Raw genomic sequence first — 14234 nt, 5'->3', positions numbered from 1 at the left:
ACTCACTCTTCTTTCGGCAGGCACTGCAAATGACCGTGGCGCACCCCGCGTTGGGAGATCACGTCATCGGCAAAATGTTGCACATCGCCCATGTCGCCTTTTAGTACGGCGATTTCCAGGCAGTCGTCATGGTTGATGTGCACGTGCAGTGTAGCGACCGACAAATCGTGGTGGTGATGCTGGGTCGAAACAATGCGGCTCGCCAGGTCACGCTTCTCATGCTCATAAACATACGAAAGCACCGCGAACCCTTGTGTGCCGTGCTCCTGGGTCGTTTCCTGCGCCAGTGCGCTGCGCAGAATATCGCGGATCGCTTCGGAACGGTTGTGGTAGCCACGGCGTTGGCTCAGGCCGTCGAGCGTTTCTAATAAATCGTCATCAAGTGTGATGGTGATACGTTGCATCAGATTTCAACCTTACGATATTGCGCGGCGGCGCACGGGAATGAAAGCGTTACAGCCTTTGTACGGCGTCGGCGGTCAGGGTAAACGGCGTTGGCGTGCATACCGCCAGGCTCAGGGTGTCAAACTGGCACTGGCTGACAGAGAGCGAGGAAGTTAGCGCGGTACTGTCGACGCTGACAATTTGCCAGGCGCTGCCGCCGCGCTGTTTAACGATAGCTTCTTTACGCGTCCAGATGCGCCAGAATGCTGCCAGTTGCTGCTCCGGGTGTTCAGCCTCGACTTCGGCATGTTCTCCGAGACTGAATACCGTATTTGCCAGCGTTTGCCAGTTATCTTGTGGGCGGACGACTTCAATATCGCAGCCGACTTCCCCTTCGTCGCTGAGCAGCAGGGCGATATCATCGCCGCTGTGGCTGAGATTGAACCACAACGGGGTGTCGGCGGAAAAAGCCGGTTTTCCTTGCTCACCGTAGACGATGTCCGGTAATGGTGAAAGAACATGGGAAAGCAGCACCCGGCCTGCAATCCAGCGCGCACGGTGAGCTCCTTGTGGGGCTTGTTCACTCAGTGCGTTGGGCAGTGCGTCAGTGCTTAAAACAGAAACTTTCCCAAGAACGATCCGGTACATATCAGGGCTAACCTTTAGTAATAATGGGGTTGTGTACCATTCTTCACATGCTGTTTGCAAGTTTATCCAGGCAATCGGCTTTTGGGCCTGCCGGGTCCAAGCAAAATTGCCAGTTTGCTGCCGCCTGTGGTCGTTTCCATCCAGATTTTACATACGCTGGTTAACGGCACAGAGAGCAGCATGCCTACCGGGCCGAGCAGCCATCCCCATACCAACAGAGAGAGGAAGACGATAAGCGTCGATAATCCCAAGCGATGCCCCATCATGCGCGGTTCGAGGATGTTGCCAATCACCATATGCACCACCAGGAACAGCGCGCCAACCAGCACACATTCGTAAATGCCGTTGAACAGTAGCGCCTGGATCATGGGCGGGACGGCGGAAATGACCGAGCCAATGTTGGGCACGTAGTTTAGCAAGAAGGCTAGTACGCCCCACATCAGAGCAAACTGAATCCCCATTAGCGCCAGCCCCAACCAGACGATAGCGCCGGTCCATAGGCTGAGCAACGTTTTCAGCGCCAGATAGTGAGATACACCCTTGAGCGCCCGATGCAGCCCCGCAATATGGATTTGTGGGTTGTTCAGCGCAAAGCGCAGCTTATAAGGAACATGACGCACCTCAAACAGCATAAAGACGACCGTCATTACCAGCAGAACAACGCTGGCCATGGCGCCGGAAAGACTTGTCATCAGCGTGGTGGTGAAGGTCATTATTTTGTCGGAGTCCATGCGTTGTAGCATGCGCTCCGGGGACATATGCAGATTTAGAAAGGGAAGCATCTCTTGCAGATGCAGGACCTTGCGCGTCAGCTCCTTATTGTATTTGGGCAGCATGGCCATGAATTCAGTGATCGAAGATGCCAGAACGCCGACCAGTGCCGTGAGGACGATCAGCATGACCACTACCACGAGCGTAATGGCTACCGGGCGGCTTACTCCCCGGCGAATAAACCAGGTGACCAGCGGATTCAATACAATGGCAAAAAAGAGGGCCAGCAGCAGCTGTACAATGATATCCGCCGCAGCATGAATACCCGCGAGGATCACCACCAGAGCAGCCAGTTTGAGTAAAATGTGCAAACCCGTTTTATCGGGCTGAGCAGTTGTCATATTTTCTTCCTGTTTGCGTTTTGCATTAAGTGTAGCGGCTGGCTTGCGGCTGAGATTCCTAAACTGACTGCTGATTTCTGTGCGGCAACATGGTAGAAATGAAACACTGTTGTGAAAACGTGGTGACTCTCCATGCCCGAACCCGTCGCTGAACTGACGCTGAGCGGTTTACGCCTTAATCTGCGCATTGTCTCTGTGGTGATGTTCAACTTCGCCAGCTATCTGACCATCGGCCTGCCGCTCGCGGTATTGCCAGGCTATGTCCATGATGTGATGGGGTTCAGCGCCTTCTGGGCTGGATTGGTCATCAGCCTGCAATATTTCGCTACGCTGCTGAGCCGTCCACATGCCGGTCGCTATGCCGACCTGCTGGGGCCAAAGAAAATTGTGGTATTCGGGCTGTGTGGCTGCTTTTTAAGTGGTCTGGGTTATTTACTGGCGGGGTCAACGAACGACTGGCCGCTGGCCAGTCTGCTGCTGTTATGCCTGGGTCGCGTGATCCTTGGGATCGGGCAAAGCTTTGCCGGGACCGGCTCTACGCTGTGGGGCGTAGGGGTCGTGGGTTCAATGCACATTGGGCGGGTGATTTCCTGGAACGGCATCGTGACCTATGGTGCGATGGCGATAGGCGCCCCACTGGGTGTACTGTGTTATGCCTGGGGTGGCTTACAGGGACTGGCGCTGACGGTAATGGGCGTAGCGCTGTCGGCAATATTGCTGGCGCTTCCTCGTGAGGCGGTAAAGGCCAGCAAAGGCAAACCATTGCCGTTCCGCGCGGTGCTCGGGCGCGTCTGGTTGTATGGTATGGCGCTGGCCCTGGCCTCCGCCGGATTTGGCGTGATCGCCACTTTCATTACCCTGTTTTATGATGCCAAAGGCTGGGACGGCGCGGCTTTCGCGCTGACGCTTTTTAGCTGCACGTTTGTGGGCACGCGTCTGTTGTTCCCAAATGGGATCAACCGCTTAGGCGGACTGAATGTGGCGATGATCTGCTTTAGCGTCGAGATTGTTGGGCTGTTACTGGTCGGGATGGCTTCCATGCCGTGGATGGCAAAAATCGGTGTTCTGCTGGCCGGGGCGGGGTTCTCGCTGGTTTTCCCGGCGTTGGGCGTGGTGGCGGTAAAAGCCGTCCCGCAGCAAAACCAGGGCGCTGCGCTGGCGACCTACACGGTGTTTATGGATTTATCGCTGGGGGTTACCGGGCCGCTGGCTGGGCTGGTAATGACGTGGGCGGGCGTGCCAGTTATCTATCTGGCGGCGGCAGGGCTGGTAGCAGTGGCGTTATTACTGACCTGGCGGTTAAAAAAACGGCCTCAGGTGGGGTCACCGGAGGCCGCGTCATCGTCTTAACCGTTACTGGATAACCAGCGTGTTAATGATGTTTTCTGCTGTCGTCTGCGCTTTTTGCTGATCGTCAGCAGGCAGCGTGATTTGCAGGGTCAGCAGTTGGTTATCTACTTTGCCTAACACCACAGAAGAGTAAGCGGTCTGGCCTTTAGCCGAGATGATGCTGTCTAACTGCTGCAGCGTGTGGCCTTTCAGCTCAATGGATTTATTGGTGACGACCTGCAGCTGCGGGTCGCGGCTACGTTGCTGCTCTTCCAGGCGTTTTGCCAGCACAGCCAGGTCGTCGTTGGTATTGTCGCCGACAATCACAATCACCGCTTTCTGGCCGGTTGCGTCAGAATAGACGTGCATATTGTTCGCCTGAGTCCCCAGCTTACCGCTCTGATCGGTCATATCCGCTGGCAGAGAAAAACTGAGTTTGCCGTCCAGCAGGCTGACCGGTTGTCCGGTGGCGTTACTTTCTGCGGCAGTCTTCTCTGCTGGCGCTTTTGTATCGCTATTATCACAGGCCGCAAGCCCCATAACCAGCAGGCCAATACCGACATATTTAACCAGATTGCGCATTGACTTCTTCCTTTCGATAAACGGCCATAACGGCTCATTCGTCCATCTTATCACAACTCGGAAAATGAACCTTTAACTCGTCTGCAATGCAGAGATTTCGGATTTATCTGCGAGCCTTTTCAGCAGCATATTCAGCAGCACGCCGTACATCGGCAGGAAGAAAATAATGCTGATCAGCACCTTGAAACAGTAATCGACCAGCGCGATTTCCATCCAGTGTTCGGCCATAAAGGCATCCGGGCTGCGCCAGAAGGCGATAAAGAAGAAGGCTAACGTATCGCTGATGTTGCCAAACAGGGTGGAGGCCGTTGGTGCCAGCCACCAGCGACGGTTCTGGCGCAGGCGGTTAAAGACATGCACATCCAGAATTTGTCCCAGCGCGTAAGCCATAAAGCTGGCGGCGGCGATACGGGCAACAAACAGGTTAAAGTGCAGCAGTGCGCCAAATCCCTGCCACGATCCCATATAGAACAGTGATGAAACGACATAAGAGATCAGCAGCGCGGGGATCATCACCGCGAAGATGATGCGTCGTGCCAACGGCGCGCCAAAAATACGCACGGTCAGGTCAGTGGCGAGGAAAATAAACGGAAAGCTAAACGCGCCCCATGTGGTATGGAAACCAAAAATGGAGATCGGTAGCTGCACCAGATAGTTGCTGGAGGTGATCACCAGCAGATGAAATAGCGATAGCCAAAACAACGCTTTTACGCGCTGAGATTGTGTAAACGGAGTCATATTGTGACCTTTTTGTTGGATGGGGTGAGGGAACCCAATAAAAAACCGTCGCATGATACTGCTTTAAGAACACATTGCAATGGTTGTTTTTCACGCAATCGTTATCCTGATTGGCTTACGTCACAACAGAGCGTAAAATAACGCCGTTTTTGAATGAACGAGACTACGATGAGCGATCTGTTTACCTCTCCCGACCATACTCTTGATGCTCAGGGGCTGCGCTGTCCGGAACCTGTTATGATGGTGCGCAAAACCGTGCGCGGCATGCAGGCGGGTGAAACACTGCTGATTGTCGCCGACGATCCGGCGACAACCCGTGATATTCCCGGTTTCTGTACCTTTATGGAACATGAGCTGGTGGCCAAAGAGACCGACTCGCTGCCGTACCGCTATCTGCTGCGTAAAGGTCAGTAGTTTTGTTTGCCGGATGGCGCCAATGCTTATCCGGCAAAAAACTATCCTTTACGTAACAACCGCAGCGCGTTAGCGGTCACCAGTACCGTCGCCCCCGTATCTGCCAGTACAGCCAGCCACAGTCCGGTTATCCCGAGCAGTGTGGTGACGAGGAAAATCCCCTTCAGACCCAACGCAATCGCAATGTTCTGGCGAATATTGGCGTGGGTAGCGCGTGCCAGTTGAATCATTTGCACCAGACCACGCAGGCGGTTGTGGGTCAGGGCGGCATCGGCGGTCTCCAGCGCGACGTCGGTTCCGCTCCCCATGGCAATACCGATGGTGGCTGCTTTCATCGCCGGAGCGTCGTTGATGCCGTCGCCAACCATCGCCAGCGGCGACTGTTGGTTGAGATGGGTAACGGCCTGTACTTTATCTTCCGGCAATAGCCCCGCTTTGAATTCAAGACCCAGTTCGCCTGCAATGGCGGCCGCTGCACGTGGGTTATCACCGGTCAGAATCACCCCTTTCACGCCAATCTGATTAAGTTCGCTGATGGCGTGGCGGGCATCCTCGCGTAGCGTGTCCTGTAAGGCCAGCACGCCGAGTACGGCCTCGTTACGTAGCACCAGCACCACCGTTTGGCCCGCGCTTTCAAGTTCGCTTATCTGCCCGGCAAAAGCATCGGCAGGTTGCTTACCGGCGGCGCAAATCAGCACGCGCTCGCCATCGACCAGCGCTTCAATGCCAGTGCCGACTAATGCGCGCTGTTCTTTCGCGACAGGTATAACCAGTTCACGCGTTTGTGCTTCCCGAACAATCGCCTGCGCCAGCGGGTGTGTCGCGCCTTGTTCTACTGCCGCCGCCAGCGCCAGTAGTTCAGCTTCACCAATACCGCTCGCCGGGTGAATCGCCGTGACGCGCGGTTTACCCACGGTCAGAGTGCCGGTTTTATCAAACGCGACCTGCGTAACTCTACCCAGTTGTTCCAGCGCGGCCCCGCCTTTGATTAACGCGCCACGACGCGCCGCGGCGGCAAGACCAGAGGTAATGGCTGCGGGGGTTGAAATCACCAGCGCGCATGGGCAGCCAATCAGCAGCAGCGTCAGCCCTTTATAAATCCACTCCTGCCAGGATGCGGCAAACAGCAGCGGTGGTACAAGGGTGACCAGCAGCGCAACCGCCATAATGGCTGGGGTGTAGATCCGGCTGAAACGGTCAATAAAGCGCTCAATGGGGGCGCGACGTTCATCCGCTTCTTCAATCAACTGCAAAATACGGTCAATGGCGCTGGCGCCCGGTTCGGAGAGCACTTCCAGCGTGACCAGACGATCCACGCTGGTGGCGCCTGCCGGGACTTTCTCGCCGGTGGCACGTTCAACCGGGATCGATTCGCCGGTCAGGGCGCTTTCATCAAAACTGGCAAAACCGGAAACCAGTTTGCCGTCAGCTGGTAAACGCCCACCCGCGGCAACTTCGATAATATCGCCAGGGCGGAGGGTATTAATAGCCACCTCTTCGCGTTCGCCGTTACGCAGACGTGTGGCGGTTTCCGGTTTGAGCGCCATCAGCGCGCTGACCCCTTTACGGGCACGGCTGGCAGCCCATCCTTCCAGGCGCTCGCCAATTAAAAACAGCAGCAGCACCATGGCGGCTTCCGCCGTCGCGCCGATAAACAGCGCGCCGATGGCGGCCACGCTCATTAATGTTTCAATGGCAAAGTAGCTGCCAGTTTTCATCAGACGCAGAGCCTGACGGGCAATGGGGCACAGACCGACCAGGGTGGTAGCGATAAACGCTATCTGGCCGAAGGGGTGATTGAATTGCTCCAGCCCCCAGCTAATCGCCATCATGATAATCAGCGAAATCAGCGGCAAGTTTTCTTTAAAACGTGACTCGGGGGCGGCTTCCGTCGCGTTTTCATCGCGCAGGGTATAGCCTGCTTTTTGCACTGCGTTTTCAACTTGCTGGCGGATATCGGAACTGGCGTCGACGACCAGTTTTTCGGTGGCAAACAACACCTGGGCCTGGTTGACGCCGCTGACCTGGCGGGCTGCATTCTCTACTTTTCGGGCGCAGGCCGCGCAGTCCATGCCTGCCACTTTCCAGGAATAACGGGTACCTATTACGGTATCGGATACGGGGGGTGGGGTAGAGCAACTTCCCTCGCAGCAGCAATCGTCAGCCTTTTGTGGCGCAGGGACTGGCTTGAAAGAAGAGAATTGTGGGGCTTTTTTGCCATTGGTAGCGGGTGTCGGCATGGCATCCTCCGGTTGATAATCATTTCGTATTAACCGGAGGATACACTCTGGAGTCGACTCCAGAGTCAAGCTTTTTAAAGATACAACGAACGAACAATCAGGAAATGTCCGGCGAAGTAGCAGGCGGCTGCAATGGCGTTATCGGCGCGGAAGCGGCGACGATAATGGCTACTCAGCCAGACAATATTGCCGATGAACAGGAGTGATGCGCCCATAAATGCCGACAGCGCCGGAGCGGTCGGGCGGAAGAACCACAGTTCGCCAGCCATCCAGACCATCATCAGCGTGATGCCAATAAAGGTACAAATAGCAACGCGCAATTCTTCCAGACGCGTCCAGATCACGGCAATCAGCAACGCCCCCAGCACCGCCAGTACCAACGGCAAAGGCCAGAAGAGCGACAACGTCATTTGGCTGGCGAAGTAAATGGTATACAGCAGATGCGACAGGAAGAATGCCCCTACTGCGTACAGCAGGCGTTGGCGCGGCAATAGCGTCAGCGCGTCGCCCAGCAGCGAGGCCAGCAAGCCAGCCAGTACCAGGTAACTGATAGCGTTAAACATTGGCGCCTGCCAGGCCAGCAGCGCCAGCAGGAGTAACGTCAGGGGTTTAAAGACCCAGCGTTGCCAGGCAGGCCCACGATAGGAAGCATCCACGAACAACCATGCGGAAAGGCAGACAGCGATAAACGACCAAAGCATCTTAGTTCCTTGAATTCGTTATTTTTTCGTAAGCGGGGTGCTTACGGCTCTATTGTCCAGTGTAGAGGTCGATACTGCCAGATGACAACACCATAACGGGCAATGTATGCTTATTTCCGCATTTTCTGATGGGTTAATAATATGAGCAAACCACCACTTTTTTTCATTGTTATCATTGTCTTAATCGTTGTCGCAGCGTCGTTTCGCTTTGTTCAGCAGCGACGTGAAAAAGCGGATAATGATGCCGCGCCGCTGGTACAAAAGCAGGTGGTGGTGACGAATAAGCGGGAAAAGCCGCTTAACGACCGACGCTCCCGTCAACAGGAAGTGAGTCCGGCGGGAACCAGCATGCGCTATGAAGCCAGCTTTAAGCCACAAAGCGGTGGCCTGGAACAAACGTTTCGTCTGGATGCTCAGCAGTACCATGCGTTAACGGTCGGAGATAAAGGGACGCTGAGCTACAAAGGTTCGCATTTTGAAGGGTTTAGTGCGCAACCGTAGTTAAGTTGGCCGGAAATGGCGTCAGCCGCCATCCGGCATCACCTCATTTCTTCAACTGATCTTTAATCTTCTTTTGCCAGACCAGCAGCTCAAAGACGCCAAACAGAAAAATACGGATTTTCTCTCCACTGGTCATCTGCGGGCCATCTTTGGGCATGGTGCTTTTTAGCAGCGCCAACTGCATGCCGTGCATCAGCACCATAAATATCAGTGCGACGTTAACGAAGATGTTAAGCGGGCGTGGAAAAGGTTGGAAAATATTCAGTAGTAAAAATGCCCAGACGCACAGCATCAGCAGGCGTCCCAGGTTAATCAGCATCGTGTTCTCCTCGTGCTTCACGATGGTACAGGCGATAGGCGACCTGTCCGGCGACTTTCTCACGGTATAGCGACCAGTTCACCGGAACCGGCGGCAAACCGTTTTCAACTTCGCTTTCCACGTAAATATACGCTTCGTTCGCCAGCCAGCCATTCGTTTCCAGAAGAGTTAATGTTTCTTCCAGTAATCCTTTGCGAAACGGTGGGTCAACAAATACCACGTTATGCGGCGTACCTGCCTGAGCCAGAAATGCCAGTGTATTCGCGTTAACGACTCGGGCGTGATTTGCCTTCAGCGTGGCGAGATTCTTTTGGAGCTGCTGAGATACCGCGCGATCCATTTCCAGTAGCGTTGCATTTGCCGCATAGCGAGAGAGCGCTTCCAGCCCCAGTGCGCCACTGCCAGCGAAGCAGTCCAGGCAGTGGGCATCGACCATTACCGGCGCCAGCCAGTTGAACAGCGTTTCGCGTACGCGGTCGGTGGTCGGACGCAATCCGGGGCTGTCCGGAACCGGGAGTTTACGGCCTCGCCATTGCCCGCCAATAATGCGGATCTGTCCGCTGCCAGAGTGATTCGGTTTTTTCATTTCTATTATTGCTCAATCCGCCTATAGCATGTCATTCCAGGCGGTGATGTGAGTTAAGTTAAGTGATAGACTATTTCATCATTTTTTTAGCTGCTATGTACATAGCGTTGACGCTGTGCCATGAAGCAACAGCGGGGAGTGTAGTCGCAAATGGCGAAAGAGAAAAAACGTGGCTTTTTTTCCTGGCTGGGCTTTGGTCAAAAAGAGCAGGCACCGGAAAACGAGACAGAAGTAAAAAACGAAGAACAACAACCGGTTACTGAAGAAATTGCCGTCGTTGAGGAACCGTCTCCCGCGCAGGAAACCCATAGCGAAGCAGAAACGGAAGCATTTGCTGCTGAGGTTGTGGAAGTCACTGAGCAGGTTGCGGAAATCGAAAAACTGCAGCCGGAAGAAGAACCGGTTACCGAACAACCGCAGCCGGAAATTGAGCCGGTTGCTGAACCCGTTGCTGAAACTGTAGTGGAAACGCCAGCGTCGGCGGTTATCGAACGCGAAGAATTGCCGCTGCCAGAAGAGGTGAAAACCAAAGAAGTTTCTGCCGAAGAGTGGCAGGCTGAGGCGGAAACCGTGGAAATCGTTGAGGCGGCTGAAGAAGAAGCTGAAAACGAGCCGCAACTGACCGACGAAGAGCTCGAAGCACAGGCGCTGGCCGCTGAGGCTGCTGAAGAAGCGGTTATGGTGGTGCCGCCAGAAGAAACGAAAGAAGAAGAACCGGAAGAAGAAGAGGTAGTCCAGGAGCAGGAAAAACCAACGAAAGAAGGTTTCTTTGCGCGCTTGAAACGCAGCTTGCTGAAAACCAAAGAAAACCTTGGTTCCGGATTTATCAGTCTTTTCCGGGGTAAAAAGATCGACGATGATCTATTTGAAGAGCTGGAAGAGCAACTGCTGATTGCCGATGTGGGCGTAGAAACGACCCGCAAGATCATTGCGAATCTGACGGAAGGCGCCAGCCGCAAGCAGCTCAAAGACGCAGAAGCGCTGTACGGTCTGCTGAAAGACGAGATGGGCGAGATTCTGGCGAAGGTTGACGAACCGCTGAATGTTGAGGGTAAAACGCCATTTGTTATCTTAATGGTTGGCGTTAACGGTGTGGGGAAAACCACCACCATCGGCAAGCTGGCGCGTCAGTTTGAGCAGCAGGGTAAATCGGTGATGCTGGCGGCGGGCGATACTTTCCGTGCGGCGGCGGTAGAGCAGCTGCAGGTCTGGGGTCAACGTAACAACATTCCGGTGATTGCTCAGCATACCGGCGCGGATTCTGCGTCCGTCATCTTTGATGCCATCCAGGCGGCAAAGGCGCGTAACGTAGACGTGCTGATCGCTGATACCGCAGGGCGTTTGCAGAATAAATCGCACCTGATGGAAGAATTGAAAAAAATCGTTCGCGTCATGAAGAAGCTGGACGTTGATGCGCCGCATGAGGTTATGCTGACTATCGATGCCAGTACCGGGCAGAATGCGATAAGCCAGGCCAAACTGTTCCATGAAGCGGTGGGCTTAACCGGTATCACCCTGACCAAGCTGGACGGAACGGCGAAAGGCGGGGTCATTTTCTCGGTTGCCGATCAGTTTGGCATCCCTATCCGCTATATCGGTGTGGGCGAACGTATCGAGGATTTACGTCCGTTTAAAGCGGGCGATTTTATAGAGGCACTTTTTGCCCGAGAGGATTAACAATGATTCGCTTTGAACATGTCAGCAAGGCCTATCTCGGTGGGAGACAAGCGCTGCAGGGAGTGACCTTCCATATGCAGCCTGGCGAGATGGCGTTTCTGACCGGCCATTCCGGCGCGGGGAAAAGTACCCTGCTGAAGCTGATCTGTGGGATTGAACGGCCCAGCGCCGGGAAAATCTACTTCAGCGGGCATGACATCAGCCGTTTGAAAAACCGTGAGGTACCGTTTCTGCGTCGTCAGATTGGTATGATTTTTCAGGATCACCACCTGTTGATGGACAGAACCGTGTTTGACAACGTGGCAATCCCGCTGATCATCGCGGGTGCCAGTGGGGACGATATTCGTCGTCGCGTGTCAGCGGCGCTGGATAAGGTAGGGCTGCTGGACAAAGCGAAAAACTTCCCGATTCAGCTCTCCGGCGGTGAACAACAGCGCGTGGGCATCGCCCGTGCGGTGGTGAATAAACCTGCGGTACTGTTGGCGGATGAACCAACGGGTAACCTGGATGACGCGCTGTCAGAAGGGATCCTGCGTCTGTTTGAAGAGTTTAACCGCGTCGGGGTCACGGTATTAATGGCTACGCACGATATTGGCCTGATCTCCCGTCGCTCCTATCGCCAAATGGTTCTGAGCGATGGGCATCTGCATGGAGGCCTGGCGCATGAATAGACGTGACGCTATCAATCAAATCAAACAGTTCGGTAGCCGACTGGATCGTTTTCGTAAATCGGGCGGTGCGCCTGGTGACGGCGGTCGCAACGCGCCAAAGCGGGCAAAAGCCGCGCCAAAACCGAACTCGCGGAAAACCAACGTCTTTAACGAGCAGGTACGTTACGCGTTCCAGGGCGCGTTACAAGACCTGAAAAGTAAGCCGCTGGCGACGTTTCTGACGGTGATGGTTATTGCCATCTCCCTGACGCTGCCAAGCGTGTGCTACATGGTTTATAAGAATGTAAACCACGCGGCGAGCCAGTATTATCCGTCCCCGCAGATCACCGTTTACCTGCAAAAAACGCTGGATGATGATGCGGCGGCGCGAGTGGTTGGTCAGTTGCAGGCTGAGCAGGGCGTGGAGAAAGTGAATTATCTTTCTCGCGACGACGCGCTGGGCGAATTCCGTAACTGGTCTGGCTTTGGCGGCGCGCTGGATATGCTGGAAGAGAACCCGCTGCCGGCTGTGGCGGTGGTGATCCCGAAACTGGATTTTCAGGGCACGGAATCGCTGAACACCCTGCGCGACCGTATCGCACAAATCAACGGGATTGATGAAGTGCGGATGGATGACAGCTGGTTCGCTCGCCTGGCGGCGCTGACGGGCCTTGTCGGACGCGTTTCCGCGATGATTGGCGTGCTGATGGTGGCGGCGGTCTTCCTCGTCATCGGTAACAGCGTGCGTCTGAGTATTTTTGCGCGTCGCGATACCATTAACGTCCAGAAACTGATTGGTGCGACGGATGGATTTATCCTGCGTCCGTTCCTTTACGGCGGCGCGCTGTTGGGTTTTTCCGGTGCATTTCTTTCACTGATTTTGTCAGAAATTTTGGTGATGCGGCTGTCGTCAGCGGTGACTGAAGTGGCACAGGTTTTCGGGACCAAGTTTGATATCAACGGCTTATCATTCGATGAATGCCTGCTGTTACTGCTGGTGTGCTCAATGATTGGCTGGGTGGCAGCCTGGCTTGCCACGGTTCAACATTTACGTCACTTTACCCCCGATTAAAAAATCTCTGGTATAATCTTTCCCTGCACTGAGTCGTTCGCTCTGCAGGGAAAGAGTCCCTGTAACCTCTTCCCGATGCATTCACCGTGATGTCACATTTTGTGCGTAATCTATACACAGTACGACATGGAACTTGTGGATAAAATCACTGTCTGATAAAAGATTGAATGATATTCTCGTTGCTCATAAGCTCTGGCATGGTTGTTGCTACTGGTTTTTGCTAATTAGCATTTTGCCAATGCGCCAGATGAAAAGATTGAGAGGATTTGAATGACCAAAGAAATGCAAAATTTAGCTTTAGCCCCTGTTGGTAACCTGGAATCTTACATCCGGGCTGCAAACGCGTGGCCGATGTTGTCGGCTGACGAGGAGCGGGCACTGGCTGAAAAGCTGCATTACCAGGGCGATCTGGAAGCAGCTAAAACGCTGATCCTGTCTCACCTGCGCTTTGTTGTTCATGTTGCTCGTAATTATGCGGGCTATGGCCTGCCGCAGGCGGATCTGATTCAGGAAGGTAATATCGGCCTGATGAAAGCCGTGCGCCGTTTCAACCCGGAAGTGGGTGTGCGCCTGGTGTCTTTCGCCGTGCACTGGATCAAAGCTGAGATCCACGAATACGTTCTGCGTAACTGGCGTATCGTTAAAGTCGCGACCACCAAAGCACAGCGTAAGCTGTTCTTTAACCTGCGTAAAACCAAGCAGCGTCTGGGCTGGTTTAACCAGGACGAAGTCGAAATGGTTGCTCGTGAGCTGGGCGTGTCCAGTAAAGACGTGCGTGAAATGGAATCCCGTATGGCGGCGCAGGACATGACGTTTGATATGTCTTCAGACGACGAGTCTGACAGCCAGCCGATGGCACCGGTTCTGTATCTTCAGGATAAGTCATCTAACTTTGCTGACGGCATTGAAGAAGACAACTGGGAAGATCAGGCTGCGAACAAACTGACCCACGCAATGGAAGGTCTGGACGAACGTAGCCAGGACATCATTCGTGCTCGTTGGCTGGATGAAGATAACAAGTCAACGTTGCAGGAACTGGCCGATCGCTACGGCGTCTCCGCTGAACGTGTTCGTCAGCTTGAAAAAAACGCCATGAAAAAACTGCGTGCGGCGATCGAAGCGTAATCTTCCTGCCAAACTGGAAATGCTAATAAACCCTGGATGAAAATCCGGGGTTTTTTGTTTTTATCTCTCCTTCTCTCTCCTGACGTTCTATGCTTTTTGTCATCAAGTTGTTATCTGCATGTCAAATTTAGCTATTCCATAATCATAAAAATCGGG

At 54.1% G+C, this 14234-nt stretch carries 16 protein-coding genes; 7 read left to right on the top strand and 9 right to left on the bottom strand.

Going from position 1 to position 14234, the window contains the following annotated elements:
* Positions 1-2 precede the first annotated feature (2 nt).
* From nikR to ACU8YC_RS16950, 3 genes are all read right to left on the bottom strand, one after another.
* Entirely contained in the window at positions 3-404 is a 402-nt protein-coding gene (nikR, locus tag ACU8YC_RS16960) for a nickel-responsive transcriptional regulator NikR (RefSeq protein WP_151216902.1), read from the bottom strand.
* Between the two features lie 49 nt (positions 405-453).
* Positions 454-1032: a 4'-phosphopantetheinyl transferase AcpT gene (gene acpT, locus ACU8YC_RS16955; protein ID WP_151216901.1), complete on the bottom strand. Its 579-nt coding sequence runs from the start codon at positions 1030-1032 to the stop codon at positions 454-456.
* 62 nt (positions 1033-1094) lie between these two features.
* Complete coding sequence (locus tag ACU8YC_RS16950) at positions 1095-2144, bottom strand: AI-2E family transporter (RefSeq protein WP_151216900.1); 1050 nt, start codon at positions 2142-2144, stop codon at positions 1095-1097.
* A gap of 132 nt (positions 2145-2276) precedes the next feature.
* On the opposite strand from ACU8YC_RS16950, the gene ACU8YC_RS16945 reads away from it, so the two are divergent.
* Positions 2277-3494 carry an MFS transporter gene (locus tag ACU8YC_RS16945; RefSeq protein ID WP_446895573.1) on the top strand — a complete coding sequence of 406 codons (1218 nt, stop codon included), beginning with the start codon at positions 2277-2279 and terminating at the stop codon, positions 3492-3494.
* 3 nt (positions 3495-3497) lie between these two features.
* On the opposite strand, the gene ACU8YC_RS16940 is transcribed toward ACU8YC_RS16945, so the two are convergent.
* A complete protein-coding gene (locus ACU8YC_RS16940) occupies positions 3498-4055 on the bottom strand; it encodes a DcrB family lipoprotein (RefSeq protein WP_151216899.1) in 558 nt (185 codons plus the stop codon).
* 72 nt (positions 4056-4127) lie between these two features.
* The gene (locus ACU8YC_RS16935) at positions 4128-4793 is read right to left on the bottom strand and encodes a 7-cyano-7-deazaguanine/7-aminomethyl-7-deazaguanine transporter (RefSeq protein ID WP_019078120.1); all 666 of its coding nucleotides are present in this window, start codon (positions 4791-4793) and stop codon (positions 4128-4130) included.
* 168 nt (positions 4794-4961) lie between these two features.
* Between ACU8YC_RS16935 and tusA the strand changes: the two genes are divergently transcribed.
* Positions 4962-5207 carry a sulfurtransferase TusA gene (tusA, locus tag ACU8YC_RS16930; RefSeq protein ID WP_005121576.1) on the top strand — a complete coding sequence of 82 codons (246 nt, stop codon included), beginning with the start codon at positions 4962-4964 and terminating at the stop codon, positions 5205-5207.
* 41 nt (positions 5208-5248) lie between these two features.
* Here the strand turns inward: tusA and zntA are convergent, their stop codons facing one another.
* Both zntA and ACU8YC_RS16920 read right to left on the bottom strand, forming a co-directional pair.
* On the bottom strand, positions 5249-7447 hold the full coding sequence (gene zntA / locus ACU8YC_RS16925; protein WP_286539375.1) for a Zn(II)/Cd(II)/Pb(II) translocating P-type ATPase ZntA: 2199 nt from the start codon (positions 7445-7447) through the stop codon (positions 5249-5251).
* A 74-nt stretch (positions 7448-7521) separates the two neighbouring features.
* Positions 7522-8148: a lysoplasmalogenase gene (locus tag ACU8YC_RS16920; RefSeq protein WP_151216897.1), complete on the bottom strand. Its 627-nt coding sequence runs from the start codon at positions 8146-8148 to the stop codon at positions 7522-7524.
* Positions 8149-8289: 141 nt separating this feature from the next.
* Between ACU8YC_RS16920 and ACU8YC_RS16915 the strand changes: the two genes are divergently transcribed.
* Positions 8290-8649 (top strand): DUF2500 domain-containing protein, encoded by a 360-nt coding sequence (locus ACU8YC_RS16915; protein ID WP_187253818.1) that lies wholly within the window; start codon positions 8290-8292, stop codon positions 8647-8649.
* Between the two features lie 43 nt (positions 8650-8692).
* Here ACU8YC_RS16915 and ACU8YC_RS16910 read toward each other — a convergent pair whose 3' ends face one another.
* Both ACU8YC_RS16910 and rsmD read right to left on the bottom strand, forming a co-directional pair.
* Positions 8693-8968: a DUF1145 family protein gene (locus ACU8YC_RS16910; RefSeq protein WP_042311836.1), complete on the bottom strand. Its 276-nt coding sequence runs from the start codon at positions 8966-8968 to the stop codon at positions 8693-8695.
* Entirely contained in the window at positions 8958-9554 is a 597-nt protein-coding gene (gene rsmD / locus ACU8YC_RS16905) for a 16S rRNA (guanine(966)-N(2))-methyltransferase (RefSeq protein WP_446895572.1), read from the bottom strand. The genes ACU8YC_RS16910 and rsmD overlap by 11 nt, the downstream gene beginning before the upstream one ends.
* 150 nt (positions 9555-9704) lie before the next feature.
* Between rsmD and ftsY the strand changes: the two genes are divergently transcribed.
* The 4 genes from ftsY to rpoH all read left to right on the top strand — a co-directional run bounded on the left by ftsY (position 9705) and on the right by rpoH (position 14078).
* Positions 9705-11231 (top strand): signal recognition particle-docking protein FtsY, encoded by a 1527-nt coding sequence (gene ftsY / locus ACU8YC_RS16900; RefSeq protein WP_446895571.1) that lies wholly within the window; start codon positions 9705-9707, stop codon positions 11229-11231.
* Positions 11232-11233: 2 nt separating this feature from the next.
* Positions 11234-11902, top strand: a complete 669-nt coding sequence (gene ftsE, locus ACU8YC_RS16895; RefSeq protein ID WP_003023420.1) for a cell division ATP-binding protein FtsE — start codon at positions 11234-11236, stop codon at positions 11900-11902.
* Positions 11895-12953 carry a permease-like cell division protein FtsX gene (ftsX, locus tag ACU8YC_RS16890; protein WP_103769551.1) on the top strand — a complete coding sequence of 353 codons (1059 nt, stop codon included), beginning with the start codon at positions 11895-11897 and terminating at the stop codon, positions 12951-12953. The genes ftsE and ftsX overlap by 8 nt, the downstream gene beginning before the upstream one ends.
* A gap of 270 nt (positions 12954-13223) precedes the next feature.
* Positions 13224-14078: an RNA polymerase sigma factor RpoH gene (gene rpoH, locus ACU8YC_RS16885; protein ID WP_003023425.1), complete on the top strand. Its 855-nt coding sequence runs from the start codon at positions 13224-13226 to the stop codon at positions 14076-14078.
* Positions 14079-14234: the final 156 nt, after the last annotated feature.

It is taken from the genome of Citrobacter sp. VF227, assembly GCF_052950715.1.
This window is presented reverse-complemented; position numbering and strand designations above follow the sequence as displayed.

Coding starts and splice junctions, on each gene's coding strand:
- ACU8YC_RS16945 (WP_446895573.1), top strand. CDS start 2,277: ATGCCCGAACCCGTCGCTGAACTGACGCTGAGCGGTTTACGCCTTAAT.
- ACU8YC_RS16935 (WP_019078120.1), bottom strand. CDS start 4,793: ATGACTCCGTTTACACAATCTCAGCGCGTAAAAGCGTTGTTTTGGCTA.
- ACU8YC_RS16920 (WP_151216897.1), bottom strand. CDS start 8,148: ATGCTTTGGTCGTTTATCGCTGTCTGCCTTTCCGCATGGTTGTTCGTG.
- tusA (WP_005121576.1), top strand. CDS start 4,962: ATGAGCGATCTGTTTACCTCTCCCGACCATACTCTTGATGCTCAGGGG.
- rpoH (WP_003023425.1), top strand. CDS start 13,224: ATGACCAAAGAAATGCAAAATTTAGCTTTAGCCCCTGTTGGTAACCTG.
- ftsE (WP_003023420.1), top strand. CDS start 11,234: ATGATTCGCTTTGAACATGTCAGCAAGGCCTATCTCGGTGGGAGACAA.
- zntA (WP_286539375.1), bottom strand. CDS start 7,447: ATGCCGACACCCGCTACCAATGGCAAAAAAGCCCCACAATTCTCTTCT.
- acpT (WP_151216901.1), bottom strand. CDS start 1,032: ATGTACCGGATCGTTCTTGGGAAAGTTTCTGTTTTAAGCACTGACGCA.
- ACU8YC_RS16950 (WP_151216900.1), bottom strand. CDS start 2,144: ATGACAACTGCTCAGCCCGATAAAACGGGTTTGCACATTTTACTCAAA.
- nikR (WP_151216902.1), bottom strand. CDS start 404: ATGCAACGTATCACCATCACACTTGATGACGATTTATTAGAAACGCTC.
- ACU8YC_RS16910 (WP_042311836.1), bottom strand. CDS start 8,968: ATGCTGATTAACCTGGGACGCCTGCTGATGCTGTGCGTCTGGGCATTT.
- ftsY (WP_446895571.1), top strand. CDS start 9,705: ATGGCGAAAGAGAAAAAACGTGGCTTTTTTTCCTGGCTGGGCTTTGGT.
- rsmD (WP_446895572.1), bottom strand. CDS start 9,554: ATGAAAAAACCGAATCACTCTGGCAGCGGACAGATCCGCATTATTGGC.
- ftsX (WP_103769551.1), top strand. CDS start 11,895: ATGAATAGACGTGACGCTATCAATCAAATCAAACAGTTCGGTAGCCGA.
- ACU8YC_RS16915 (WP_187253818.1), top strand. CDS start 8,290: ATGAGCAAACCACCACTTTTTTTCATTGTTATCATTGTCTTAATCGTT.
- ACU8YC_RS16940 (WP_151216899.1), bottom strand. CDS start 4,055: ATGCGCAATCTGGTTAAATATGTCGGTATTGGCCTGCTGGTTATGGGG.